Here is a 23,930-nt window from a genome sequence, read left to right as displayed (position 1 = left end):
CGTTCCGCGAGAACGGCAACTGTCCAAGATTCACGCCTCGGGCGCCAGCCGGCGGCCGTCAGGGCGCGGCGGAGGGAGTCGGCCACCTCGTCGGGGCGGGCGCGGATCAGCCACGCCGGGAAGCGCAGGATGCGGTCCCCCGAGGTCCAGACCGCCAGGCTCGGAGCGGAGGCGGTCCTTGCCGATCAGCCGGCCAGCCTCTCGGCCCGGGCCCAACGGTGCAGGGGATAAATGGATTGCCCGGGCGCCGGGCTGGGAGTTTGACTGCTCGCCATGTCTCCTTCCCCCGCACCCGTCTTCGTAGCGGGTACGGGTCGTTCGGGAACGTCACGGCTCGCCGACATCATCGGCCAACATCCGCTGATCCACCGGATTCCCATGGAGACCAGGTTCCTCGTCGACCCGGGCGGCCTGCGGGACCTGGCCGACGCGCTCACCGGTCGATACGACCCCACCGTCGGCGAGGACGCCCTGCACCGGCTGAGCGACTTCCTCACCGTACGAGTGCCCGGCCGGCGCGACGATCGCGGCAAGACCGTTCCCGAACTGGTCGGCGAGCGGCGCTACCGGAACGCGGTGGAACAACTCTGGCCGCAGTTGATCGCGTACACCTTCGACGAACCTGCGCCCGCCGAAGGCTTCGGCGACGCCGACCGTCCTGCCGGGCCGTTCGAGCCGCTGAGCCGCCGGCGGGTGGTTCCCAGGTACTTCGGCGACCGGGGCGAACTGCTCGGAATCCTGCGTAGCCTGGTCGACACCATCTTCGGCGGAGCAGCCGCCGACGCGGGCAAGCCGACCTGGTGCGAGAAGACGCCGTTCAACCTGCTGTGCATGGAGTTCCTCTGGGAACTGGTCCCCGAGGCGACCATCGTGCACATCAAGCGTCACCCGGTGTCGGTGCTCGCATCCCACCTGGCCCAGCCATGGGCGCCGTCCACTGTCGACGGCGCGCTCGCCTACCTCAAGCCGATCTACGATCGGTGGCTCACCTGGAAGGACACGGTCGACCTGACGGGCAGGCGATACGTCGAGGTGAAGGCGGAAGATCTCGCAGCCGACTGGCCCGGGCAGCGCCGCGCCCTCTTCGAGCGGCTCGACGTCGACGACTTCGAGACCCGTTCGACGTTCCAGGCGCACAAGCTGGCGCAGCGCAACGACCAGTTCGACGACGAAACCCGCGAGTTCATCGAAGCAGCACTCGGCAAGGTCGTCCCGGCCATGGGATACGAGTGACGACAATGGCCCTCCACCCTGACGACGCCGCGTCGCGCCCCTCGAACGCCCGGTGAACGTCGCGACGACGGGCGAAACGGCTACCAGAGGGGCCGGACGGCGCCGACCGGTAGGCCGCCGCCGAAGAGCGGCAGTTCGGCGTACTCGGTCAGCACCGGCGCGTCCAGCCCGAGGCGGCGCAGGGCGGAGACCAGCACCGGCATCCGGGCGCGGCCCGCGCCGTCGTCGATCTTGATGGCGACCGCGCCGACCCCGGGCACCGCCGCCGCGACGACCCCCTCGGCGCCGATCTTGGCGAGCAGCCCGGGCACGCCCCGCATCAGCCGGCTGTCCTCGGCCCGGGTGCCGCCGACCAGGTCCGGGTGGGCGCGCATCGCGTCGGCCACCGTCCGCGGCTCGGAGCCGGGCTCCGCCGAGACGAGCCGGAGGTACGCCCCGGCGAGCCCGGTCAGCGAGACGGCGAGCACCGGGGCGCCGCAGCCGTCCACGCCGACCGCCGCAGTCGGCTCGCCCGTGAACTCCTCCACCGCGTCCCGCAGCCGCTGCTGCAACGGGTGCTCCGGACGCCAGTACCCGTCGAGCGGCCAGCCGGCGGCCAGGCAGGTCAGCAGCATCCCGCTGTGCTTGCCGGAGCAGTTCATCTGCGTACGGGTGGGGCCGCCGCCGGCGCGCAGCACGGCCGTCCGCGCCTCGTCGCCCACGGGCAGGTCCGGCGGGCAGTGCAGGGCCGACTCGTCCAGCCCGGCGCGGGCGAGCAGGGCCCCGACCCGGGCCAGGTGGAACTCCTCCCCGGCGTGGCTGGCCGAGACCAGCGCCACGTCGGCGGGGTCGGCCAGCGTCAGCCCGGCGCGGAGCATCCCGACCGTCTGCATCGGCTTGTTGGACGAGCGTGGGAAGACCGGGGAGGTCACGTCCCCGGCGCCGGCCACCGTCCGCCCCGAGGCGTCGAGCACCACCACCGAGCCCCGGTGCACGCCCTCGACGAACCCCGACCGGACCACCTCGGCGAGCGGCGCGCCGCCCTCGTACGTCTTTCCCACAGGGTGGACGGTACCGGCACCGCCGGCAGCGGTCGGCGGGCGGGTGAGCAGGTCGTCGACGACCAGGTGTACAGCAGCGCCGGCCCGGGTCGCCGCTTACCGCCCGGCGGCCGGCACGCCGAGCAGCCCGCGCGCCTCGGCGGTGGTCAGCGGCGGCCGCTGGGCGAGCTGGGCGAAGCCGACCGCCCGGGCGACGAGCTGCATGTTGGACTCGACCGGGCGGCCCTTGGCGTAGGTCACCGTGTCCTCCATGCCGACGCGCAGGTGCCCGCCGGCCGAGAGCGAGGCCAGCATTACCGGGATGGTGCTGCGGCCGATGCCGGTGGCGGAGAAGGTGGTGCCCTCGGGCAGGTCGCGCAGTGCCTGGTGGGCGGCGACCAGGGCCGGGGTGGTGCCCGGCATGCCGCCCGGTACGCCCATCACGAAGTCGACGTGCACGTGCCCGCCGGCCGGCAGGCCGTACTTGCCGAGCAGCCGTTGCAGCGCCGTCAGGTGGCCGAGGTCGAAGATCTCGTACTCGGGCACGATGCCGCGCTCCTGCATGCGGGTGTGCAGGTCGACGATGAACTCCCACCGGTTGAGGAAGACGTCGTCACCGAAGTTGAGCGTGCCCATCGTGCAGGAGGCCATGTCCGGCCCGGCGTCGAGCACGGCGAGCCGGTCGGCCTCCGGGTCGGTCACCGCGCCGCCCGAGGAGAGCTGCACGACGAGGTCGGTGCTCTCCCGCAGCGCCGTCACGGTCTCCCGCAGCCGCCCCTGGTCCAGGGTGGGCCTGGCCTCGTCGTCGCGGATGTGGACGTGGATCACGGCGGCGCCGAGCGCCTCGCACTCCTTGGCGGTCAGCAGCAGCTCGTCGAGCGTCACCGGCAGCGCCGGCACCTCGGCCTTGGCCGACTCCGCGCCGGTGGGGGCAACCGTGATCAACGTCCCTGTCGTCATGCCCGGATCCTAGACCGAGGTCAGCGAGCCAGTCGACCGGAACTTTTCCGGCCTCAGCGCCACGAAGCAGAGATTCTTTCGCCGATGGGCGGTCAGGCCGGATCGATCGCGGCGGCGGTCTCCCCGATCAGGAGGCGGGCGTCGTCGGCGACGTTGCGCTTGACCACGGCCAGGGCGACCTGACCCAGCTCGTGGTGGTGCACGGCCGTGCCGACGAAGCCGACCGCCCGGCCGTCGAGGGTCACCGGCGTGCCGGCGACCGGCGGCTGGTCGGTGGTCACCCCGTCCAGGTGCAGGAGTACGAGCCGACGCGGCGGCCGGCCCATGTTGTGCACCCGGGCCACGGTCTCCTGGCCCCGGTAGCAGCCCTTGTCCAGGTGCACGGCCGGGGCGACCAGGTCCACCTCGGCCGGGATCGTCCGGTGGTCGGTGTCCACCCCGACCCGGGCCCGCCGGGCGGCCACCCGCACCGCCTCGTACGCCCACAGCCCGGCGACCGGCACCCCGTTGCCCCGCAGCTCGGTGACCACCTGCTCCATCGCGGCCCGGGGCACCAGCAGGTCCACGCCGATCGGGCCCCGGCGGGCCCAGCCGCCCACGGGCAGCGGGCGCACGTCGTACAGCGCGGTCGGCCGTGGCGGCAGCTCGCCGGAGCGGAACTTCGGGCCCGGCACCGCGACCACGTCGGGCGCGGCCAGCCCGGTCGCACCGAGCGTCTCCGCCGCGGCGGGCGCCTCCGGCCCGACGAGGGAGAGCAGCGCGTGCTCGGGCGTCACGTCGCGCGGCTCGACCTTGCTGAAGAACCGCATCCGCTCCAGGTACGACAGCAGGCCGGCGGTGGCGCCCGGCTCGGTGTCGAGCCAGGTGGTGATGCCGTCCTCGGCGACCATGGCGTGCTGCTCGACGTGCCCGTGCGGGGAGAGCACCAGCAGCTCGGTGCCCTGGCCGGCGCCGAGCTGCGCCAGGTGCTGGCTGGTGAGGGTGTGCAGCCAGCCGATCCGTTCCTCGCCCGGCACCGCGACGACGCCCCGGTGCGAGCGGTCGACCAGGCCGACCGCCGTGTCGAGGGTGCGCTGCTCGCGCATCGGGTCGCCGTAGTGCGCCGCCACGCCCCGCACGCCGGCCGCCGCGTGCGCCGGCTCGGGCTGGTCGCGGCTGGCCTCGTCGATGCTCTCGACGCTCACCGCGCCCGCGATGTCGATCATTTCCGGTCCCCGTTCTCACAGCGGACGCAGAGGCCGAAGAACGAGACGTGGCCGATGTCCACCCGGAACCCGCGCTGGCTCGCCAACTGGTCGGCCAGCGGGCGCAGCAGCTCCGGATCGATCTCGTCGATCGCGCCGCAGCCCCGGCAGACGAGGTGGACGTGCTGGTCCTCGCCGGCCGCGTGATAGGTCGGCGAGCCGTGCGAGAGGTGGGTGTGGGTGACCAGGCCGAGCCGTTCCAGCAGCTCCAGCGTGCGGTAGATGGTGGTGATGTTGACTCCTGCGGCCACCTCCCGGACGGCGGTGTGCACCTGCTCCGGGGTGGCGTGCCCCAGGTCCAGCACGGCCTGGAGGATCAACTGCCGTTGCGCCGTCAGCCGTAGCCCACGGGCGCGGAGCATTTCCGCGAGGGAGGATTCGGACACCGTCCGATCATAGTTCGCCCCGCACGCGCGCCGCCGGTGTCGACCGGTCCGCCGCTAGGCTCGGCGGTCATGGTGGCGTCGAGGATCGCCGTGCCGGGTCGCGGGCTGGTGCCGCCCGGCGAGCCGGTGCTGCGCGGCGACGACCGGGGCGTGCTGCACGGCGACGGGCTCTTCGAGACGATGCACCTGCGGGACGGGCGGCCGTGGCTGCGCGACGCGCACCTGGCCCGGCTCGCCCGGGCGGCGGCGGCCGTCGACCTGCTGCTGCCCGCCGCCGACGTGCTGGTCGAACTGCTGGACGTCGTCCGCGCCGGCTGGCCCGCCGAGGTGGAGGGGGCGCTGCGCCTGGTCTGCACCCGGGGCCCGGAGGGCGGGGGCCCGCCCACCGGCTACGCCACGCTGGGCGAGGTGCCGGCGGCGACCCGGGCGGCGCGCCGGGACGGGATCACCGTGGCGACCCTGCCGCTCGGCGTCGCGGCGCGGGCCCGCGCCGAACTCGACTGGCTGCCGGCCGGGGTCAAGTCCATCTCGTACGCGGTGAGCACCGCCGCCCGCCGGTGGACCGCCCGCGCCGGCGTGGACGACGCGCTCTGGGTCTCCTCCGACGGATACGCGCTGGAGGGGCCCACGGCCAACCTGGTCTGGCTGGCCGGTGACACCCTCTGCACGGTGCCCGCCGCCGAGACCGGCATCCTGCCGGGCGTGACCGCCGCCTGGCTCCTCGCGCACGCCCATGCGCTCGGCCTGCGCGCCGAGGAGCGCCTGGTCACCCCGGCCGAGCTGCGTACCGCCGACGGCGTCTGGCTCAGCTCGTCCGTCCGTGGCCTCGCGGAGATCCGCACCCTGGACGCCGTCCCGCTGCGCCGCTGCGCGCACACCCCCGCCCTCCAGGCGCTCCTGGGCTTTCCCCGCCCGTGACCCCCGGGAGGAGGGTCAGCCGGCCACCCGGGTGAGGCGGGCGGAGAGGTGCGGGGAGAGGGAGTGGCCCAGGGCCGCCATCTCCTGGGCGTAGAGCAGCGCGCCCTCGACGATGCCGAAGAGGCGGTGACCGGCGGTGACCTCCTTGGCGGTCGCCGTGCGGACCACCGCGTCGGTGACGAACTCGATCTGGGTGCCCTTGCGCTTGCCGATGTGCAGCTCCATCACGCCGGTGGGCACGGTCATCAGCGCCTCCAGCTCGTCGGTGACCCGGTCGCCGTCCATCACCGGCCGCCACCAGCCGACCTCGCGACCCGCCGGGCGGACCGGGCGGCTCTGCTCGTCGAGCAGCCAGGCGCGCGACTCGTAGGACAGGAACGGCCGGCCGTCGTGGCTGATCCGGATCTCCTGCGCGAAGTCGAAGTCCTCGATGGTGGGGAAGCCGCCCCGCCCCCGGCCGCGCCACACCCCGACGTACGGCAGCAGGCCGTCCAGCGCGGGATGCAGCTTCGGGCCGACGCGCAGGTCGTGGCTCTCCTCGTAGGGGTACGGGTCGACCGGCGGCGCGTTCAGCCACGGCGGTGGCTGCAGGGGGTTCTCGTCGCTCACCAGTTACCTCTCGATATGCGTACGGCCAGGTAGACCAGGCCACCGGCGAGCGCGCCCAGGCCGGCGACCAGCAGGCTGACGAACCCGATCTCGGTAACCATCGTGACCATCCTATGCTGGGCCCCATGGCCCGCACTCTCGTCGTCAAGGCCACCGCCGGCGCGGACGCCCCGGAGCGGTGCGCCCAGGCATTCACCGTCGCCGCCACCGCGGCCGCCGCCGGGGTGCACGTGTCGCTCTGGCTGACCGGGGAGTCGACCTGGTTCGCGCTGCCGGGCAAGGCACAGGAGTTCGAGCTGCCGCACTCGGCCCCGCTGGCCGAGCTGCTGCACGTGATCCTCACCACGGGCACGGTGACCGCCTGCACGCAGTGCGCCGCCCGGCGGGACATCGGGCCGGACGACGTGCTGCCGGGTGTCCGCATCGCCGGCGCCGCGGTCTTCGTCGAGGAGGCGACGGCCGAAGGGGCCCAGGCCCTGGTCTACTGACCGCCGCCGGGCCGATACCGGCCCGGCAGGTCGGACAGATGCCTACGATTCGGGTATGACCGAGGCGACGGAGCGATTCTTCGAATCACTGCCGGCGCGCGCCCCCGAGGTACTGGTCAGCCCGGTCAGCGGGACGATGCAGATCGACCTCGCGCAGGGCGGTCAGACGGTGCACTGGCTGGTCCGCCTTCGTCCGGGCGAGATCGAGGTGAGCCGCGACCGGGGGCCCGCCGACGCGATCTGGTACACCAGCGCCGACCTGTTCGACCGGCTCGTCACCGGCCGGGCCCAGGCGATCTCGTCGGTGCTGCGCAACGAGAGCAGCTTCAGCGGCGACATCGTGCTCTTCCTCCTGTTCCACCGGTTCTTCCCCGACCCGCCCGGCACCCGGGACCCCCGCACGGTCGCCCGCAGACAGGCCGGGCGGCTGCCGTGAAGGAACTGGTCAGCATCCTCGACGGCAACACCTTCCTGGTCAGCGACAAGCGCGGCAACGTCGAGCCGTCCCTCGACTTCCCGAGCGGGCTCTTCTCGTTCGACACCCGGCACCTCTCCACCTGGGTGCTGACCCTCGACGGCGAACAGCTGCACGCCCTCTCCGTCGACACCGCGGAGTCCTTCCGCACCCGCTTCTTCCTCGTGCCCGGCGAACCGACGCACTACCTGGACGCGAAGGTCTCGATGATCCGCAGCCGAGCCATCGGCGGCAGCTTCGAGGAGGAGCTGACGCTGCTCAACCACTCCGGCGAGGAGATGGAGTTCGTCGTCCACCTCGCCATGGGCGCCGACTTCGCGGACCTGTTCGAGATCAAGCACGTCCGGCGCAAGGAGGGCCACTCCACCGCCACCGTCGGCGAGAACGAGCTGCGCCTGACCTACCGCCGGGAGAGGTTCCACCGCGAGACGGTCATCCGCACCAGCATGCCCGCGCACATCGAGGTCTCCGGCATGACCTACCGGGTCCGGGTCGGCCCGCGCGGCGAGTGGACGACGCGGCTGCACGTGTCGACAGTCGTCTACGGCGCGCGCGGCGAGGACATCCGGGCCAACCTGCCGCAGTACGGGGGCAGCCGCGCCTCGGACGCCATCCGGGCCGAGCAGGAGGACCTGGTCGCCCGGGCGCCGAAGCTCGGCTGCGACTGCGAGCCGCTGGGCGGGGCGTACCAGCAGAGCCTCCGCGACCTGGCGGCGTTGCGCTATGAGTCGATCACCCTCGGCGTACGCCTGGTGGCCGCCGGCCTGCCGTGGTTCATGACGCTGTTCGGCCGGGACAGCCTCATCACCTCGCTCCAGGCGGTGCCCTTCCTGCCGGAGCTGATCCCGCCGACCCTCATGATGCTGGCCGGCCTCCAGGGGCACCGGATCGACGACTTCCGGGACGAGGAGCCGGGCAAGATCCTGCACGAGCTGCGCTACGGCGAGACGGCGGGCTTCGAGGAACAGCCCCACTCGCCGTACTACGGCTCGGCGGACTCGACGCCGCTGTTCGTCATCCTGCTCGACGAGTACGAGCGGTGGACCGGCGACGACCGGCTGGTACGGGGACTGGAGGCCCAGACCCGGGCCGCCCTCGCCTGGATCGACACGTACGGGGACCTGCTCGGCACGGGCTACCTCTGGTACCAGACCCGCAACCCGCAGACCGGGCTGGCGAACCAGTGCTGGAAGGACTCCTGGGACTCGATCTCGTACCGCGACGGCCGGCTCCCCGGCTTCCCGCGCGCCACCTGCGAACTCCAGGGCTACGCGTACGACGCGAAGATGCGCGGCGCCCGACTGGCCCGGGAGTTCTGGGGCGACCCCGCGTACGCCGACCGGCTGGAGCGGGAGGCGGCCGAGCTGAAGATCCGGTTCAACCGGGACTTCTGGATCCCGGAACGGGAGTACTACGCGCTCGCCCTGGACGCCGACGGCCGGCAGGTCGACGCGCTCACCTCCAACATCGGGCACCTGCTGTGGAGCGGCATCGTCGACGAGTCGCGGGCCGGCCGGATCGCCGAACACCTGATGGGGCCGCGGCTCTACTCCGGTTGGGGCGTCCGGACCCTCGCCGACGACCAGGGGCGGTACAACCCCGTCGGCTACCACGTCGGGACGGTGTGGCCGTTCGACAACTCGATCATCGCCTGGGGGCTGTGGCGGTACGGCTTCCGCCGGGAGGCCGGGCAGATCTGCGACGCGATGCTGGCCGCGTCCCCGTTCTTCGGCGGACGGCTGCCGGAGGCCTTCGCCGGCTACGAGCGCAGCCTCACCGACTACCCGGTGGAGTACCCCACGGCGTGCAGCCCGCAGGCCTGGTCGGCGGGCACGCCGCTGCTGCTGCTACGCGTGATGCTGGGGCTGGAGCCGCAGGGCGACCACCTGATCATCGACCCCGCCGTGCCCGACGGCATGGGGCGCGTCGAACTGCTCGACATCCCCGGCCGCTGGGGCCACGTCGACGCCCTGGGCCGCAGCCGCGCGCACGACCACCCGGGCAGCCGCTGACCCACTCCTCAGGCAGGGCAGCCGGTGCTGGCCGAGACGACGGCCCGGTCCCCCGAGAGGTCGGCGACGACTGTCACCGGGCCACGACGGTAGGCGTACGCCTGCGGGTCGTCCAGCACCGGAAGGCGGGTGACGGGGGCCAGGGCGGCGGCCGGGGACGCGGGGGCCGGGAAGCCGGCGGAGCGCGCGGAGCGGGCGGTGCCGCCGCCGGGGCAGGGCGCCGTGACCACCTGGACGGCCGGACCGGCCGGGGCCCCGAGGGCCCGCAGGGCCTCCTTCAGGGCGTCGGCCTCCGCGCCGGCGGCACCGGTCGCGGGTACGTCGTAGCCGTCGCCCACCGGCCGGCAGCCGGTGTCGACGGTCAGCCGGACCCGACCGTCCCCCGCGACCCCGCCGGAGACGGTGACGAACTCGCCCGCGTCGCCGCGCAACCGGGGACCGTTCGAGGTGACCCGGACCCCGGCCCGCCAGTCCGCCGGCAGCCGGCCGGCGACCCGCTCCAACAGCGTCGCCTCCCCGCCCGCCGCGACGAAGACGTCCACCCCGCGCGACAGGTCGGCGCCGGCGGCGAACGGGGTGACCCGGCAGCCCCGATCGACCACGGGCGGGGTCAGCACGGCGGTCTCGCCGGCCGCCGCGACCAGTACGCCGACCGCGCGGTCGACGACGCCACCGGCCTCGGTCAGGGTGCGCTGCTCCCGGACGGTCGGTGGATCGTTACGCACCGAGAGCCAGGTCAGCGCCGCCAGCAGCACCGCCCACGCCACCGTGCCGGCGAGCAGCCAGGGCAGCCACCGTCGGGGGGCCGCCGGCCGATCGGGACCGGTAGGCGGGGCCTGCCCCGCCGCTTCCACGCCGTTCACGGGGGCAATCGTGTCACGCCGGTCGACAGTGCCCGGAGACGGTCGCGGCCCGCCACCTGCGAAGGCGACGGGCCACGGGCCGATCAGAGCGGGGGAAGGGTCAGGAGGCGACCGTGACGGCGACCTCGTTGATGCCCCGGGCGGCGGTCACGGCGGTGTCGCCGTTGCCGTGCCGGGAGAGCGCCCGCAGGGTCCAGGCGCCCGGCGCGGCGAAGAACCGGAACTGGCCGGCCGGCGAGGTCACCACCTCGGCGGTGAACTCACCGGTCGAGTCGAGCAGCCGGACGTACGCGCCCGGGACGGCCTCGCCCGCGTCGGAGCGGACGACGCCGGTGATCACGGTTTCCTTCTCCAGGTCCAGACTCGCGGGCAGCGGGGCGGCCTGGTCGGGCGCGGCGCAGCCGGCAGCGGTGGGTGCGGTCATGGCTCAGGCCTCCCCGGGCTCGTCGCCGAGCGCGACCGGCACGCCGACCAGCGAGCCGTACTCGGTCCAGGATCCGTCGTAGTTCTTCACGTTGCGGTGGCCGAGCAGCTCCTGGAGCACGAACCAGGAGTGCGAGGAGCGCTCGCCGATCCGGCAGTACGCGATGGTCTCGCGGCCGTCGTCCAGCCCGGCGTCGGCGTAGATCTTGCGCAGCTCGTCGTCGGACTTGAAGGTGCCGTCCTCGTTGGCCGCCTTGGACCACGGCACGCTGATCGCCGTGGGGATGTGCCCGGCCCGCTGCGCCTGCTCCTGCGGCAGGTGGGCGGGGGCGAGCAGCCGGCCGGCGAACTCGTCGGGGCTGCGCACGTCGACCAGGTTCTTGGTGCCGATGGCGGCCACGACCTCGTCCCGGAAGGCCCGGATCGAGGTGTCCGGCTCCTGCGCCACGTACTGCGTCGCCGGGCGGGTCACCGCGTCCCGGACCAGCGGACGGGCGTCGAGCTCCCACTTCTTGCGACCGCCGTCGAGCAGCTTCACGTCGCGGTGGCCGTAGAGCTTGAAGTACCAGTACGCGTACGCGGCGAACCAGTTGTTGTTGCCGCCGTAGAGGATGACGGTGTCGTCGTTGCTGATGCCCCGCTCGGAGAGCAGCGCCTCGAACTGGCTCTTGTTGACGAAGTCCCGGCGCACCTGGTCCTGGAGGTCGGTCTTCCAGTCCAGCTTGATCGCGCCGGCGATGTGGCCGGTGTCGTAGGCCGAGGTGTCCTCGTCGACCTCGACGAAGACGACGCCCGGGGCGTCGAGGTTCTTCTCGGCCCATTCGGCCGAGACGAGTGCGGTGTCGCGACTCATCAGATCACTCCCTGGTGAGGATGGATGGTGAACCAGCACGGGGGCATCGAAAGTCGTGACGATCGCACCACGCGCGGGATCCACCGTATGGACGGATCACGGGTTCGTGCGACGGCGCCGCTGCCGGGCGTTGAAAGAGAGCACGGGAGAAGAAAAATCCCTGCCTGCCGGTGGCCGCTAGGCGGCCGAGGACAGCCCCGCCGTCAGATGACGGGGCGACACAGGCAGGTGGCCACGCGGCACAGGTCGACCGCGCGCCGTTTGGTGAGGAGCGTCCCCATGAGCAGGGAGCCTACCAGCCGGGCGCGGGCACACCAGGGGACCGACCAGCATCCGGGACGCGCGTACTGGTAGCCCGGGGTGCAGGGAAGGGCACCTTCCTATCGCAATCGGTGGAGGAAGGGGCCCTTCCTGACCGGCAGGCGCGGCCGGGGCGGACGCGGACGCAGGCGCGGGCGGGGCGGGGGCCGGAGGCGGTGGGTCGGTCGGGTCGGTCAGCCGGCGGCGGAGTTGATCGGCACGTTCCGGGCGTCCGCGGTGACGGCCAGCCCCTCGGGCAGCGGCCGGACCTCCCGGACGGCGAGCTGGAACGGCAGCTCGGGCAGGGGCACGTCGATGGAGATGCTGCGGGCGTAGTTGCTGAGCAGCGTCCGGGCCAGCGGCAGGCTCGGCAGGCCGTCGGCGGTCAGGTCGTTGAACTTCAGCGCCACCTGCCCCTCCTTGCCGACCGTGATGTCGGCGGTGCCGGTCACGGTGAGGCGCTGACCGAGGATGTCGACCGGGGCGGTGACGGCCAGCCGGCCGTTCTGCTCGCCGAGGGTCAGCCCCGGCCGGTCGAGCAGCTTGGCGAGGCTGTCGTAGCTGATGGTGCCCGTCCCGTCGACGGTCTCGGCGACCACGTCGCCCTGCCCCGAACGGATGGTGTCGAGCGAGGCGCGCACGTTGCGGGCGTCCACGTCGAGCTTCGGCAGCGCGACCGCGTCGCCGCGCACCGAGCCCTGCACGTCGCGCAGCGCGATGGAGATGCGCTCGTACCGGCCGTCGAGCACCTGGGTGAGGAACGGGACCCCGCCGACCTCCACCTCCGGCGGCGAGGACTGCGCCCCCTGCTTGGCGATCTCCTGCCGGACCTGGTCGGCGATGGCCCGCTCGGCCACCCCCACGGCGACCCGGTCGGCCACCACGATCAGTCCGCCCAGGACCAGCAGCAGCACGACGAGGGTGATGAGCACCTTGCGCCCGCGTCGCCGGGGCCGCTCCTCGTACGTCTCGTCGTGCGCCACGCCGCCTCCTGTCGTCAGTGCCGAGGGTGCCGCGGAGCGGCCCACCGGTGGTACCCGATCGGGGAAAAGCTCAACCGCCGCGTCAGAGAACGAGCTTGCACATGGCGTACGCGGCCGGCGCGGCCAGGGCGAAGCCACCGAGGGGCCCCTGCATGTGCCGGGCCACCCACATGGTCGGCGGCTCCCCCGCCATCAGCCGGCCCGCCTCGGCGTAGCCCACGGCAAGGTCGGCCAGCACGGCGGTGACCGCCGCGACCAGCCCGATGATCGCGGCCCGGGTGGGGGTGAAGGGCGTCACCAGGTAGCTGCCGAGGACGGCGCTGACCAGCGTGCCGACCATCGCGCCGGCGACCACGCCGGCCGCGCCCCGGGGCACCTGGGGGGCCAGCCGCGGCCACGGCGCGACCGCGTCGGTCAGCCGGGCGACGGTGAGCGCGACCGCGCTGGCGGTGAGGCACACCGTGATGGCCTGGGTGCCCGCCGGGATCCGGCTGAGCACGATCAGGGTGGCGAAGGCGACGACGCCGACCACGATCAGCAGGGTGCTGCCGAGCGAGTCGGTCACCCGCACCCGGTCGACCCGCCGGACGAGCTGGCCGAGCACCCCGAGGGCGAAGCCGCCCGCCGCGACGTAGCCCAGTGGTGCCAGGCCGGCGACGTCCGTCTGCACGGCCGCGGTGTCGGCCGCCACCGCGGCGGCGGCGCTGACGGCGGCCACCAGCAGCAGCGCGGGCGGTCGCATGGCCATCGTCCAGGCCAGCACGAAGAGCAACTGCACGCCGAAGACGACGAACGCGAAGGGCAGGCGGTGCCCCGGGCCGGCGGTCTGCGCCCCGAGCACCAGACCCACCCCGAGCAGCGCGGCGAACCCGGCGACGGTCAGCGCGAGCTGGCGGCGTACCTCGACCGGCTCCACCACCTCCTCGTCCGGCTCGTCGTCCGGCTCGTCGTCGGGTCGCCGGGCCGGCTCACCGGCCCGCCGGGCGCGGCGCGGGCCGCTGCGCTCCCGGCGCTCGCCGTCGTCGTCGGGGGCCGGCCCGGTGCGCGGCGCCGGCGGCTGGCCACTGGACGGGCCGGACGGTCCGGGGCGGGGCCCGTCGGGCCACTGGTCGCGGCCGGTCTCGGGCGAGCTGGAGGGAAACACGCCCCGATCGTGCCAGACCCGCCGGCCGACGCGGGGGCCACGGTTTCGGCAACGTTAAAACCTGGGGTCACGATCAGGGGCAAGCCGGGCAAACGGGAAAGGACGCGGAGGCGCGACCGGGGCCTTCGGTTACGCTCAAGCCGTTACCCGCCCGTCAGCGACGCCGGGACCCACGCAAGTTCATCAGCGTCACGCCCCGCCACGGAGTGCGCTGGTCGCGCGCGGCCGACGGCCGCCGGGACGGAGGTGATCGTGGAGATCCTGCTGCTGGTGACCGCGCGCGCAGGCGAACCATCCGCAGTGCTGCCGGCACTCGACCTGCTGCCGCACTCGGTCCGCACCGCGCCACGCGACGTCCGCACCCTGGTCGCCGGCCCCAGCCCGGACGCGGTGCTGGTCGACGCCCGCTCCGAGCTGAGCGAGGCGCGGGCGACCTGCCGGATGCTGCACGCCACCGGGCTCGGGGTGCCCCTGATCGCGGTGGTCACCGAGGCCGGCCTGATCGCGCTCAACGCCGACTGGGGCGTCGACGACGTCATCCTCGCCGCCGCCGGGCCGGCCGAGGTGGAGGCCCGGCTGCGGCTCGCCGTCGGGCGGCTGAGCAACGCCACCTCCGGGGCCGGCGGCTCGATCCGCGCCGGCGAACTGACGATCGACCCGGACACCTACGCCGCGAAGCTCAAGGGCCGGCCCCTCGACCTCACCTACAAGGAGTTCGAGCTGCTGAAGTTCCTGGCCCAGCACCCGGGCCGGGTGTTCACCCGGGACCAGCTCCTGCGCGAGGTGTGGGGCTACGACTACTTCGGTGGCACGCGCACCGTGGACGTGCACGTCCGGCGGCTGCGCGCCAAGCTCGGCTCCGAGTACGAGTCGATGATCGGCACGGTGCGGCAGGTGGGTTACAAGTTCGTCGTACCGCCCTCGCGGTCCCTGCCGGAGAGCGAGCACGCGCCCCTGCCGGTCTGACCTCCGCGTCCCTTCAGGGACGGTTTCGCATATGCCCTTTTTGTGCGGCTCGCCGGTTCTATTCTGACTGCCGGGTTTGCGACAAAAAGGGGGCGGCGGAGTGCGTATCGACCACGGGGGCGGCGGCGGTTCGACACGGTGGGGCCCGCTGATCCGGGATCCCTCGGCCGCGCGCACCATCGGGCTCGTCACGCTGGTGGTCGCCGCGCTGCTCGGTTCCGCGTACGCCCTCGGGCGCAGCCTGGTCCCCGACCCGTCGACGTCGCGGTCCAGCGTGACCACCAGCGCCACCGGCCCGCACTACGCCGACCAGCCGCCGACGAAGGACGCTCCGCGCCGTACCCCGGAGGGTGGGCCGAGCACCAGCCCGTCGGAGGCCGGACAGGACGGCGGCGCCAGCCCCGACGGCACGCCGTCGCCGGGACCGGCCGACGGGCCGTTCGGCGCGCAGACCACAAGCGGCACCTCGCTGGTCGCGCTGACCTTCGACGACGGGCCGGACCCGCGGTACACGCCGCAGGTGCTCGCCCTGCTCCGCGAGCACCAGGTGCGGGCCACCTTCTGCGTGGTCGGCGAGAACGCGCAGCGCCACCCGGACCTGATCCGGGCCATCGCGGCCGACGGGCACACCCTGTGCAACCACAGCTGGAGCCACGACGTCGACCTCGGCCGCCGGTCGCCCGCCGTCATCCGGGCGGACCTGCTGCGCACCAGCGAGGCGATCCGGGCGGCCGTGCCCGACGCGCCGATCGCGTACTACCGGCAGCCCGGCGGTGCCTGGACGGGCCCGGTGGTGTCGGTGTCCCACGAACTCGGCATGACGCCGCTGCACTGGACCGTGGACCCGGCGGACTGGGAGCTGCCCGGAGCCGGCCGGATCGCGGCGACGGTCGTGGCGGGCGTCGTACCCGGCTCGGTCGTGCTGTTGCACGACGCCGGCGGCGACCGGCAGGGCACGGTGGACGCGCTGCACCGCATCCTGCCCGACCTGACCAGCCGGTTCGAGGTGGAGGCGCTGCCCGACGGGCGAACGTGAGCCGACCAGACCACGGGCGGTCCGGCCCGGCGACCGCCGCACCGCCCCGGCGGCCGGCCGAGCGCGGCGGCGCCGGGGATCGACGGGACTACGGTGACGTCATGAGCAACCCCGAAGCGAGCAGCGGCCGGGTGACCCGGGCCGACCGCCTCAGCCCCACGGAGATCGCCGACGTGACGACCCTCGCCCGGGTCGCCGGCGACGCGGACGGGGCGGACCCGTTCGACGAGCACGTCCTGCTCCGGCTGCGCGAACCGGACGCGCCCGCCGTGCACCTGACCAGCCGAGCGGACGACGGCACACTGACCGGTTACGCGCACCTGGACACCACCGACCCGGGCACGGGGATCGGGGTGGAACTGGTGGTGCACCCGGCGTACCGGCGGCGCGGGACGGGCCGCGCGCTGGCCCGGGGCGTCCTGGCGGCGGCCGACGGCCCGCTGCGGGTCTGGGCGCACGGCGACCACCCCTCCGCCGCCGCGCTCGGCGTCGACCTGGGCCTGCGCCGGGCCCGGGTGCTCTGGCAGCTGCGCCGGCCGCTGACCGCCCCGATCCCCGACCACCCGCTGCCGGACGGGGTGACGCTGCGCGCGTTCCGGCCCGGCGCCGACGACGAGGAGTGGCTGGCGCTCAACGCGCGGGCCTTCGCCGAGCACCCGGAACAGGGCCGCTGGTCCCCCGCCGACCTGCGGGTACGCCTCGACGAGCCGTGGTTCGACCCGGAGGGCTTCCTGCTCGCCGTCGACGGGTCCACCGGCCGGCTGCTCGGCTTCCACTGGACGAAGGTCCACGAACGACCCGGCTCGGCCCGGATCGGCGAGGTCTACGTCCTCGGCGTGGACCCGTCGGCCCACCGCGGCGGGCTCGGCCGGGCGCTGACCGCGGCCGGGCTGGCGTACCTGCGGGACCGGCGGGACCTGGACCGGGTCATGCTCTACGTCGACGAGTCGAACGCCGCCGCCGTCGCGCTCTACGAGCGGCTCGGCTTCGCCCGCTGGTCGGCGCACGTCAACTACCAGTCGGCCTGACGCCAGAACGGGCCCGGGTCGCGACGGCCCGGGCCCGTGCCGCGCGCGCCGCCGCCCCGGAAGATCCCCATCCTTCCGACAGCGGCAGCCGAGTTCACACAACGGACAACCCGCCCTCAGCGAGCGGTCATCTGCCCTGTCGCACCTGTTCACTCCCCGTTCACTTCCGACCGGCGAACCGGCTACCTGGCGCTCCTAACTTTTGGATCAGCCGGTGAGCGCCGGTATACCGGCCCCCCAATCCGGGGGCGAAGTCAGACGTGAAGGGAAACCCCTCAGGTGAAGCTCCAGCGGCACGGCACCCTCGCCTGCCTCGCTCTTACCGCGACGCTCGCTCTCAGCGCATGCGGCTCGGACAACAACGAGCCCGCGAGCAGCGCCTCCGCCTCCGGGTCGGCCGCTGCCGACTGCGCCACCGGCACGCTGAACACCCAGGGCTCGTCGGCGCAGAAGAACGCCATGGACGAGTGGATCAAGGCCTACCAGCAGAAGTGCTCCGGAGCCAAGATCAACTACGAGCCGTCCGGCTCGGGCGCCGGCATCCAGGCCTTCATCGCCGGCACCGCCGACTTCGCCGGCTCGGACTCCGCCCTCAAGGAGGAGGAGCAGCCGCAGGCCGACGCCAAGTGCGTGGGCGGCGCCGCGATCAACCTGCCGATGGTCATCGGCCCGGTCGCCATCGCCTACAACGTCAACGGCGTGGACAACCTCCAGCTCAAGCCGGCCACCCTGGCGAAGATCTTCGCCGGCAAGGTGACCAAGTGGGACGACCCGGCGATCAAGGCCGACAACCCGGACGCCAAGCTGCCGTCGACCGCCATCAACGCGGTGCACCGCTCGGACTCCTCCGGCACCACCGACAACTTCACCGACTTCCTGACCAAGACCGCCGCGTCCGACTGGACGTTCGGCAAGGCCAAGGAGTGGAAGGCCCCCGGCGGCACCGGCGCGGCGAAGTCCGACGGCATGGCCAGCGCCATCAAGGGCCAGGACGGCACCATCGGCTACGTCGAGTGGTCGTACGCCGAGAACGGCGGCCTGAAGACCGCCAAGGTCGGCAACGGCGCGGGCGAGTTCGCCGAGCTGACCGCCGAGTCGGCCGGCAAGACCATCGCCGGCGCCGAGGTGGTCGGCCAGGGCGACGACCTCAAGATGAAGATCGACTACAACACCAAGGAGGCCGGGGCCTACCCGATCGTCCTGGTGACCTACGAGATCGTCTGCTCCAAGGGCCTCGCCGCCGACAAGCTCCCGCTGGTCAAGGGCTTCCTCGGCCACGCCGCGAGCACCGCGGGCCAGGCCGACCTGACCGAGCTGGGCTACGCCCCGCTGCCCGAGACGGTCCGCGCCAAGGTCGAGGCCGCGGTCAAGAACCTCGCCTGAGCCGCCCGCACCGACACCGTCACCACCACCTCAACCCGAAGCGAGCGAGCAGATGGGTGAAACCCCCCACCGCTCGGCCCACGCCGGCACCGGCGGGACGCGCGTGACCGAAGGTCACGACCGGCCCGCCGGTGCCTCGGCGCGTCCGGCCGAGGCACCAGTCAGCACCCGCACCCCGGGCGGAGCCGAGTTGGGCGGCGGCGGCGCGCTGCCCCGGGCCCGGGCGTTCGGCGCCGAACGGGCCTTCCGCGCCCTCACCCTGGGCGCCGGCGCCACCGTCCTGGTCGTCATCGCCGCGATCGCGGTCTTCCTCGTCGCCAAGGCGGTACCGGCGCTGCGCGCCAACACCGAGAGCTTCTGGACCTTCGAGGGCTGGTTCCCGAACGACGCGGAGCCGAAGTTCGGCATCGGGGCGCTCGCCTTCGGCACCGTGTTCAGCTCCGCGCTGGCCCTGCTGATCGCGGTGCCGGTGGCCCTGGGCATCGCGCTCTACCTGTCCCACTACGCGCCGCGCCGGCTCGGCACCACGCTGGGTTTCCTGATCGACCTGCTGGCCGCGGTGCCGAGCGTGGTCTTCGGCCTCTGGGGCCGCGACGTCTTCATCAACCCGGTACGCGACTTCTCCGCCTGGCTGAACACGTACTTCGGCTGGATCCCGATCTTCGGCGGCGACGGCCCGTTCGGGAAGTCCATCATGCTGGGCGCGCTGGTCCTGGCGATCATGGTCCTGCCGATCATCACCTCGCTCTCCCGCGAGGTGTTCCTGCAGACCCCGACCGCCAACGAGGAGGCGGCCCTCGCCCTCGGCGCCACCCGCTGGGAGATGATCCGCACCGCCGTGCTGCCGTACGGCCGCCCCGGCATCGTCGCCGCGGTGATGCTGGGCCTGGGCCGGGCGCTCGGCGAGACCATCGCCCTGGCGATGACCCTCGGCATCACCTTCGGCATCTCGTTCAACCTGATCGAGAGCGGCGGCAACACCATCGCCGCCAACATCGCCAACACGTTCGGCGAGGCGAACGACACGGGGCGGGGCGCGCTGATCGCCTCCGGCCTGGTGCTCTTCGCCATCACGCTGATCGTCAACATCACGGCGCGGGCGATCATCCACCGCCGCCGGGAGTTCACGGAGTCGGCCGCATGACCACAGTCGTTACGTCGCACCGGACCCGCCCGCCCGCCCAGCCGCCCACCCTCAAGGCCCGGCGGCTGCCGAGGTACGCCGCGCCGGCCATCGCCGCAGCCGCCCTGCTGGTCGCCGCCGCGTTCGTGTACGGCACCGGCACCGGCGGCCCGGTGCTGGTCGTGGTGGTCGCCGCGCTGCTCTACCTGGCCGGCCTGTTCGCCGCCGCGAACCGGGTCGAGGGGCGGCGGTCGGCCCGCAACCGCACCTGGAGCGCGCTGATCCACTCCGCGTTCGTGCTGGCCGTCCTGCCGCTGGCCTCGGTGGTCTGGACGCTGGTCAGCAAGGGCGCCGAGCGCCTGGACGGCGACTTCTTCCTCACCTCGATGAACAACATCGGCGCGCGGGACCCGAACGGCGGCGCCTACCACGCGATCGTCGGCACGCTCCAGCAGGTCGGCATCGCCGCCCTGATCACCGTCCCGCTCGGCATCCTCTGCGCGATCTACATCGTCGAGTACGGCCGGGGCCGGTTCGCCGCCGCGATCCGGTTCTTCGTGGACGTGATGACGGGCATCCCGTCGATCGTCGCCGGCCTGTTCGTGCTGGCGTTCTGGGTGCTGATCGTCTCGCCGTGGTTCAACGACGGGCGGCCCAGCTTCTCCGGCTTCGCCGCCGCGCTCGCGCTGAGCGTGCTGATGCTGCCCACCGTGGTCCGCTCCACCGAGGAGATGCTGCGTCTCGTCCCGGCGCCGCTGCGCGAGGGGGCGTACGCCCTCGGCGTGCCGAAGTGGAAGACCATCCTGCGGGTCGTACTGCCGACCGCCCTGCCGGGCATCGTCACCGGCGTCATGCTCGCCATCGCGCGTGCGGCCGGCGAGACCGCCCCGGTGCTGCTCGTCGCCGGTGGCGGCGCGGCGATCAACTTCAACCCGTTCGAGAACAACCAGTCGTCGCTGGCCCTCTTCGTCTACCAGCAGGCAGGTGACGCGTCCCGGTACGCGCCGGCACGGGCGTGGACCGCGGCACTCACCCTGGTCGCCCTCGTGCTGATCCTGACCGTCGCGGCCAAGCTGCTGGCCCGTCGCAACCGGCTCGGCCGATGAACCCCGGAGGTACCACCACCATGGCCAAGCGCATCGAAGCCTCGGGCGTCACCGCCTACTACGGCGCCTTCAAGGCGATCGAGAACATCAACCTGACGGTCGAGCCGAAGACGGTGACCGCCCTGATCGGCCCGTCCGGCTGCGGCAAGTCCACCTTCCTGCGGTCGATCAACCGGATGCACGAGGTGCTGCCCGGCGCCCGGGTCGAGGGCAGCCTCACCATCGACGACCAGGACATCTACGACCGGGACGTGGACGTCACCGCCGTCCGGCGCATGATCGGCATGGTCTTCCAGCGGCCGAACCCGTTCCCCACCATGAGCATCTTCGAGAACGTGGTGGCCGGGCTGCGGCTCAACGGGGTCCGTAGGAAGTCGATCCTGGAGGAGGCGGCGGAGAAGGCGCTGCGCTCGGCCAACCTGTGGGACGAGGTGAAGGACCGGCTCGGCAAGCCCGGCGCCGGCCTCTCCGGCGGTCAGCAGCAGCGGCTCTGCATCGCCCGGACCATCGCCGTCGAGCCGCAGGTGGTGCTGATGGACGAGCCCTGCTCGGCGCTCGACCCGATCTCCACGCTGGCCATCGAGGACCTGATGTTCCAGCTCAAGGACAAGTTCACCATCATCATCGTCACGCACAACATGCAGCAGGCCGCGCGCGTCTCGGACCGGACCGCCTTCTTCTCGATCGAGAAGACCGGCGACCCGGGCCGCCTCATCGAGTACGACAACACGCAGAAGATCTTCAGCAACCCCGGCGTGAAGAAGACCGAGGACTACATCACCGGCCGCTTCGGCTGATCCGTGAGGCGGGGGCCCTCCTCTCGCTTTCGCGAAAGGAAGGGCCCACGCTGGCGAACCCGGCAGCACCGGAGGATCCGGTCTAGGGTCGGGTCGGAGAACGCCCACCGGTCGCTGCGGAGGACGGGCATGTCTGGATATCCCCGGTTGCTGCACACCGTGCTCGACACCACGAACCCACGGGAGCTCGCCGAGTTCTACCGGCAACTGCTCGGGCTGCGGTACCGGCCCGGTGACGAACCGCCGACGGACGGGACCGCCGACGACCGGGACTGGCTCGTGCTCAGAGACTCCGACGGGGCGGCCCAGCTCGCCTTCCAGCTCGTCGACCGCCTGCCTCGGACCACCTGGCCCCGGCACGACGTGCCGATGCAGTTGCACCTCGACTTCACGGTCCCGGACGCATCCGAGCTGGAGAGGCAGCGTACGCGGGCGGAGGCCCTGGGCGCGGAACTCCTGCTCGACCGGACCGACGACCCCGACGAACCGCTGTACGTCTTCGCCGACCCGTCCGGTCACCCGTTCTGCATCTTCGTGGCCTAGCGCCGCCGCCCTCCCCGGTCCTGGTCCGTCGAGAGACCCTGGCAGGAACCGGCCGCTTCCTGCCAAGATCCGTAACGGGTCAGGCCAGCACGAAGCGGGGCTCGCCGTCGTCGGGCACGTCGAGGCGCGGGGTGACCGGGGTCGACGCGTCCCGGGTCGCCGCCGCGCGGGCGACGCCGGCCAGGTCGCCGCCGGCCGCCACCTGGGCCAGGTTCACCAGGGTGGGCGGGAGCATGGTCAGCTCGCCGGCCTCCGCCCGGGCCAGGGCGTCCGCCGGGCGGGCCCACAGGGTGTGGTCGGCCTCGCCGGAGACGTCCCGGGTCCGCTGCCCCTCCGGCAGCAGGGCCACGAAGAAGTACGTGTCGAAGCGGCGCGGCTCGAACTCCGGCGTGATCCACCGGCTCCACGGCAGCAGCAGGTCCGACCGGAGGGTGAGCCCGCGCCGGGCGAGCAGGTCCGCGAAGCCGCCCCGGCGCTGCTCCAGCGCCACCCGGTCGGCCTCCCAGTCGTCGCCGCTCACGTCGCCGACCACGGTCTGTGTGTCGGGGCCCGCGAGCAGGACCCCGGCCTCCTCGAAGACCTCCCGCGCGGCGGCGCAGACGACCGCCTGGGCGGCCTCCGGGGTCAGCCCCAGCCGCTCGCCCCACCCGGCGGGCGTCGGGCCGGCCCAGTCCAGGTGCGCCTGCGAGTCCGAGGGGTCGACCCCGCCGCCGGGGAAGGCGTACATCCCGCCGAAGGCCATCGCGGCGACCCGCCGGATCAGGTAGACCTCGAAGTCGTCGCCGGCGGGCCGGAGCAGCAGGACGGTCGCCGCGACCCGGGGCGGGGCCGGGGTGCCGCCCTCGGCGTGGAACCGGCGGGCGTGCGCCACGAGCGCCGGGGGTGCGGGGAAGCCGTCGGCGTCGATCGTCATGCGCCGAGCCTAGTTCCCGACGGGTGGATGACCACGCCGACGTCCGGTGATCTTCGCTAGCGTTGCCGCCATGACTCGTTGGGGCATCCTGTCCACCGGCCAGATCGCCGCCCGCTTCGCCGAGGACCTCCGGCTGGTGCCGGGCGCCGAACTGGTGGCGGTCGGCTCACGTACCGCCGAGAGCGCGCAACGGTTCGCGGCCCGGCACGGCGTGCCGCGCGCGTACGCCTCCTGGGCGGAACTCGCCGCGGACGGCGAGCTGGACGTCGTCTACGTCGCCACCCCACACGCCGCGCACCACCAGGCGGCCATGACCTGCCTCGCGGCCGGCCGCGCGGTGCTGCTGGAGAAGCCGTTCACCCTCGACCTGGCGACCAGCGTCGAGCTGGTCGACACCGCCCGCGCGGCCGGGGTCTTCCTCATGGAGGCCATGTGGATGCGGACGAATCCGCTGATCCGCCGGGTCTGCGAGCTGGTCGCGGACGGGGCGATCGGCACGGTGACGAACGTGCGGGCCGACTTCGGGTTGGCGGGGCCGTTCCCGCCGGAGCACCGGCTGCGGGCCCGTACGCTCGGCGGCGGCGCCCTGCTCGACCTCGGCGTCTATCCGGTCAGCCTGGCCCACCTGCTGCTCGGCGTGCCCGACCACGTCCGGTCCTGGGCGAAGCTCAGCCCCGAGCGGGTCGACGAGAACACCGGGATCGTCCTCGGCTACGACTCGGGGGCGGTGGCCACGCTGACCTGCGGCCTGGTCGGGGCGACCCCGGTGACCGCCGCCGTCACCGGCGCCGCCGGACGGATCGACCTGCCCGAGCTGTTCTTCCGCCCCGGCTCGGTGACCCTGCACCGGGCCGGCGCCGAGCCGGAGACGATCACCGATGGGCTGGTCGGCGGCGGCTACCAGTACGAGGCCGCCGAGGTCCAGCGCTGCCTCGCCGAGGGCCTCCTGGAGAGCCCCCTGGTCCCCCACGCCGCCACGCTGGAGGTGATGGCGCTCCTCGACACCATCCGGGCCCAGATCGGCGTCTCCTACACCTGAGGTGTGCAAGGAAGGGCCCCTTGCTGACGCATGCGTCAGCAAGGGGCCCTTCCTTAAAACCGCGGCCCCGCGGGAGATAGGGAGAG

At 73.3% G+C, this 23,930-nt stretch carries 27 protein-coding genes; 14 read left to right on the top strand and 13 right to left on the bottom strand.

Annotation, left to right across the window (positions count from 1 at the left end; translation table 11 throughout):
- Positions 1-378: 378 nt before the first annotated feature.
- Positions 379-1,233 carry a sulfotransferase gene (locus AB0B83_RS25980; RefSeq protein ID WP_357580347.1) on the top strand — a complete coding sequence of 285 codons (855 nt, stop codon included), beginning with the start codon at positions 379-381 and terminating at the stop codon, positions 1,231-1,233.
- Between the two features lie 80 nt (positions 1,234-1,313).
- Here the strand turns inward: AB0B83_RS25980 and AB0B83_RS25975 are convergent, their stop codons facing one another.
- The 4 genes from AB0B83_RS25975 to AB0B83_RS25960 all read right to left on the bottom strand — a co-directional run bounded on the left by AB0B83_RS25975 (position 1,314) and on the right by AB0B83_RS25960 (position 4,842).
- The gene (locus AB0B83_RS25975; protein WP_357580346.1) at positions 1,314-2,273 is read right to left on the bottom strand and encodes an asparaginase; all 960 of its coding nucleotides are present in this window, start codon (positions 2,271-2,273) and stop codon (positions 1,314-1,316) included.
- A gap of 96 nt (positions 2,274-2,369) precedes the next feature.
- A complete protein-coding gene (locus AB0B83_RS25970) occupies positions 2,370-3,212 on the bottom strand; it encodes a 3-keto-5-aminohexanoate cleavage protein (protein ID WP_311411788.1) in 843 nt (280 codons plus the stop codon).
- 92 nt (positions 3,213-3,304) lie between these two features.
- Positions 3,305-4,417 carry a folate-binding protein gene (locus tag AB0B83_RS25965; RefSeq protein WP_357580345.1) on the bottom strand — a complete coding sequence of 371 codons (1,113 nt, stop codon included), beginning with the start codon at positions 4,415-4,417 and terminating at the stop codon, positions 3,305-3,307.
- Positions 4,414-4,842: a Fur family transcriptional regulator gene (locus AB0B83_RS25960; RefSeq protein ID WP_132230754.1), complete on the bottom strand. Its 429-nt coding sequence runs from the start codon at positions 4,840-4,842 to the stop codon at positions 4,414-4,416. Before AB0B83_RS25960 ends, AB0B83_RS25965 begins: the two co-directional genes overlap by 4 nt.
- Before the next feature lie 69 nt (positions 4,843-4,911).
- Between AB0B83_RS25960 and AB0B83_RS25955 the strand changes: the two genes are divergently transcribed.
- Positions 4,912-5,760, top strand: coding sequence for an aminotransferase class IV (locus AB0B83_RS25955; protein ID WP_357580344.1), 849 nt, complete (start codon positions 4,912-4,914; stop codon positions 5,758-5,760).
- A gap of 15 nt (positions 5,761-5,775) precedes the next feature.
- Here the strand turns inward: AB0B83_RS25955 and AB0B83_RS25950 are convergent, their stop codons facing one another.
- Positions 5,776-6,369: an FABP family protein gene (locus AB0B83_RS25950; protein WP_357580343.1), complete on the bottom strand. Its 594-nt coding sequence runs from the start codon at positions 6,367-6,369 to the stop codon at positions 5,776-5,778.
- On the bottom strand, positions 6,366-6,470 hold the full coding sequence (mtfM, locus tag AB0B83_RS25945) for a small membrane protein MtfM (protein ID WP_266320062.1): 105 nt from the start codon (positions 6,468-6,470) through the stop codon (positions 6,366-6,368). The genes AB0B83_RS25950 and mtfM overlap by 4 nt, the downstream gene beginning before the upstream one ends.
- Positions 6,471-6,482: 12 nt before the next feature.
- Between mtfM and AB0B83_RS25940 the strand changes: the two genes are divergently transcribed.
- Genes AB0B83_RS25940 through AB0B83_RS25930 form a run of 3 tightly spaced genes read left to right on the top strand, consistent with a single transcriptional unit; the run spans position 6,483 to position 9,344 of the window.
- Positions 6,483-6,857, top strand: a complete 375-nt coding sequence (locus tag AB0B83_RS25940; protein WP_357580342.1) for a DsrE family protein — start codon at positions 6,483-6,485, stop codon at positions 6,855-6,857.
- 55 nt (positions 6,858-6,912) lie between these two features.
- On the top strand, positions 6,913-7,293 hold the full coding sequence (locus tag AB0B83_RS25935) for an SCP2 sterol-binding domain-containing protein (protein WP_357580341.1): 381 nt from the start codon (positions 6,913-6,915) through the stop codon (positions 7,291-7,293).
- Positions 7,290-9,344: a glycogen debranching N-terminal domain-containing protein gene (locus tag AB0B83_RS25930; RefSeq protein ID WP_357580340.1), complete on the top strand. Its 2,055-nt coding sequence runs from the start codon at positions 7,290-7,292 to the stop codon at positions 9,342-9,344. Before AB0B83_RS25935 ends, AB0B83_RS25930 begins: the two co-directional genes overlap by 4 nt.
- A gap of 8 nt (positions 9,345-9,352) precedes the next feature.
- Here the strand turns inward: AB0B83_RS25930 and AB0B83_RS25925 are convergent, their stop codons facing one another.
- The 6 genes from AB0B83_RS25925 to AB0B83_RS25900 all read right to left on the bottom strand — a co-directional run bounded on the left by AB0B83_RS25925 (position 9,353) and on the right by AB0B83_RS25900 (position 13,910).
- Positions 9,353-10,207 carry a hypothetical protein gene (locus tag AB0B83_RS25925; protein WP_357580339.1) on the bottom strand — a complete coding sequence of 285 codons (855 nt, stop codon included), beginning with the start codon at positions 10,205-10,207 and terminating at the stop codon, positions 9,353-9,355.
- A gap of 100 nt (positions 10,208-10,307) precedes the next feature.
- The gene (locus tag AB0B83_RS25920; RefSeq protein WP_132230747.1) at positions 10,308-10,631 is read right to left on the bottom strand and encodes a DUF1416 domain-containing protein; all 324 of its coding nucleotides are present in this window, start codon (positions 10,629-10,631) and stop codon (positions 10,308-10,310) included.
- 3 nt (positions 10,632-10,634) lie between these two features.
- Positions 10,635-11,483 carry a sulfurtransferase gene (locus AB0B83_RS25915; protein ID WP_357580338.1) on the bottom strand — a complete coding sequence of 283 codons (849 nt, stop codon included), beginning with the start codon at positions 11,481-11,483 and terminating at the stop codon, positions 10,635-10,637.
- Positions 11,484-11,686: 203 nt separating this feature from the next.
- The gene (locus tag AB0B83_RS25910) at positions 11,687-11,764 is read right to left on the bottom strand and encodes an Ms5788A family Cys-rich leader peptide (protein WP_311202345.1); all 78 of its coding nucleotides are present in this window, start codon (positions 11,762-11,764) and stop codon (positions 11,687-11,689) included.
- 213 nt (positions 11,765-11,977) lie between these two features.
- Complete coding sequence (locus AB0B83_RS25905; RefSeq protein WP_357580337.1) at positions 11,978-12,766, bottom strand: DUF2993 domain-containing protein; 789 nt, start codon at positions 12,764-12,766, stop codon at positions 11,978-11,980.
- 82 nt (positions 12,767-12,848) lie between these two features.
- Positions 12,849-13,910, bottom strand: a complete 1,062-nt coding sequence (locus AB0B83_RS25900) for a hypothetical protein (RefSeq protein WP_357580336.1) — start codon at positions 13,908-13,910, stop codon at positions 12,849-12,851.
- A 246-nt stretch (positions 13,911-14,156) separates the two neighbouring features.
- Between AB0B83_RS25900 and AB0B83_RS25895 the strand changes: the two genes are divergently transcribed.
- The 8 genes from AB0B83_RS25895 to AB0B83_RS25860 all read left to right on the top strand — a co-directional run bounded on the left by AB0B83_RS25895 (position 14,157) and on the right by AB0B83_RS25860 (position 21,892).
- On the top strand, positions 14,157-14,876 hold the full coding sequence (locus AB0B83_RS25895; RefSeq protein WP_357580335.1) for a response regulator transcription factor: 720 nt from the start codon (positions 14,157-14,159) through the stop codon (positions 14,874-14,876).
- 148 nt (positions 14,877-15,024) lie between these two features.
- Positions 15,025-15,912 carry a polysaccharide deacetylase family protein gene (locus AB0B83_RS25890; RefSeq protein WP_357580348.1) on the top strand — a complete coding sequence of 296 codons (888 nt, stop codon included), beginning with the start codon at positions 15,025-15,027 and terminating at the stop codon, positions 15,910-15,912.
- A 101-nt stretch (positions 15,913-16,013) separates the two neighbouring features.
- On the top strand, positions 16,014-16,940 hold the full coding sequence (gene mshD / locus AB0B83_RS25885) for a mycothiol synthase (RefSeq protein ID WP_357580334.1): 927 nt from the start codon (positions 16,014-16,016) through the stop codon (positions 16,938-16,940).
- Between the two features lie 279 nt (positions 16,941-17,219).
- Positions 17,220-18,323, top strand: a complete 1,104-nt coding sequence (gene pstS / locus AB0B83_RS25880) for a phosphate ABC transporter substrate-binding protein PstS (RefSeq protein WP_327029760.1) — start codon at positions 17,220-17,222, stop codon at positions 18,321-18,323.
- A 52-nt stretch (positions 18,324-18,375) separates the two neighbouring features.
- Positions 18,376-19,467: a phosphate ABC transporter permease subunit PstC gene (pstC, locus tag AB0B83_RS25875; RefSeq protein ID WP_357580333.1), complete on the top strand. Its 1,092-nt coding sequence runs from the start codon at positions 18,376-18,378 to the stop codon at positions 19,465-19,467.
- Positions 19,464-20,552, top strand: a complete 1,089-nt coding sequence (gene pstA, locus AB0B83_RS25870) for a phosphate ABC transporter permease PstA (RefSeq protein WP_357580332.1) — start codon at positions 19,464-19,466, stop codon at positions 20,550-20,552. The genes pstC and pstA overlap by 4 nt, the downstream gene beginning before the upstream one ends.
- Positions 20,553-20,572: 20 nt before the next feature.
- On the top strand, positions 20,573-21,349 hold the full coding sequence (pstB, locus tag AB0B83_RS25865) for a phosphate ABC transporter ATP-binding protein PstB (RefSeq protein ID WP_132230738.1): 777 nt from the start codon (positions 20,573-20,575) through the stop codon (positions 21,347-21,349).
- Positions 21,350-21,478: 129 nt separating this feature from the next.
- A complete protein-coding gene (locus AB0B83_RS25860; protein ID WP_357580331.1) occupies positions 21,479-21,892 on the top strand; it encodes a VOC family protein in 414 nt (137 codons plus the stop codon).
- Positions 21,893-21,971: 79 nt separating this feature from the next.
- Here the strand turns inward: AB0B83_RS25860 and AB0B83_RS25855 are convergent, their stop codons facing one another.
- Positions 21,972-22,805: an NUDIX domain-containing protein gene (locus tag AB0B83_RS25855; protein ID WP_151452958.1), complete on the bottom strand. Its 834-nt coding sequence runs from the start codon at positions 22,803-22,805 to the stop codon at positions 21,972-21,974.
- A 70-nt stretch (positions 22,806-22,875) separates the two neighbouring features.
- Here AB0B83_RS25855 and AB0B83_RS25850 point away from each other — a divergent pair, with 70 nt between their 5' ends.
- A complete protein-coding gene (locus AB0B83_RS25850; RefSeq protein ID WP_357580330.1) occupies positions 22,876-23,844 on the top strand; it encodes a Gfo/Idh/MocA family oxidoreductase in 969 nt (322 codons plus the stop codon).
- Positions 23,845-23,930 lie beyond the last annotated feature (86 nt).

Source organism: Micromonospora sp. NPDC049060, from assembly GCF_040649055.1.
In the GTDB taxonomy this organism is placed as follows: Bacteria; Actinomycetota; Actinomycetes; order Mycobacteriales; family Micromonosporaceae; genus Micromonospora; species Micromonospora reichwaldensis.
This window is presented reverse-complemented; position numbering and strand designations above follow the sequence as displayed.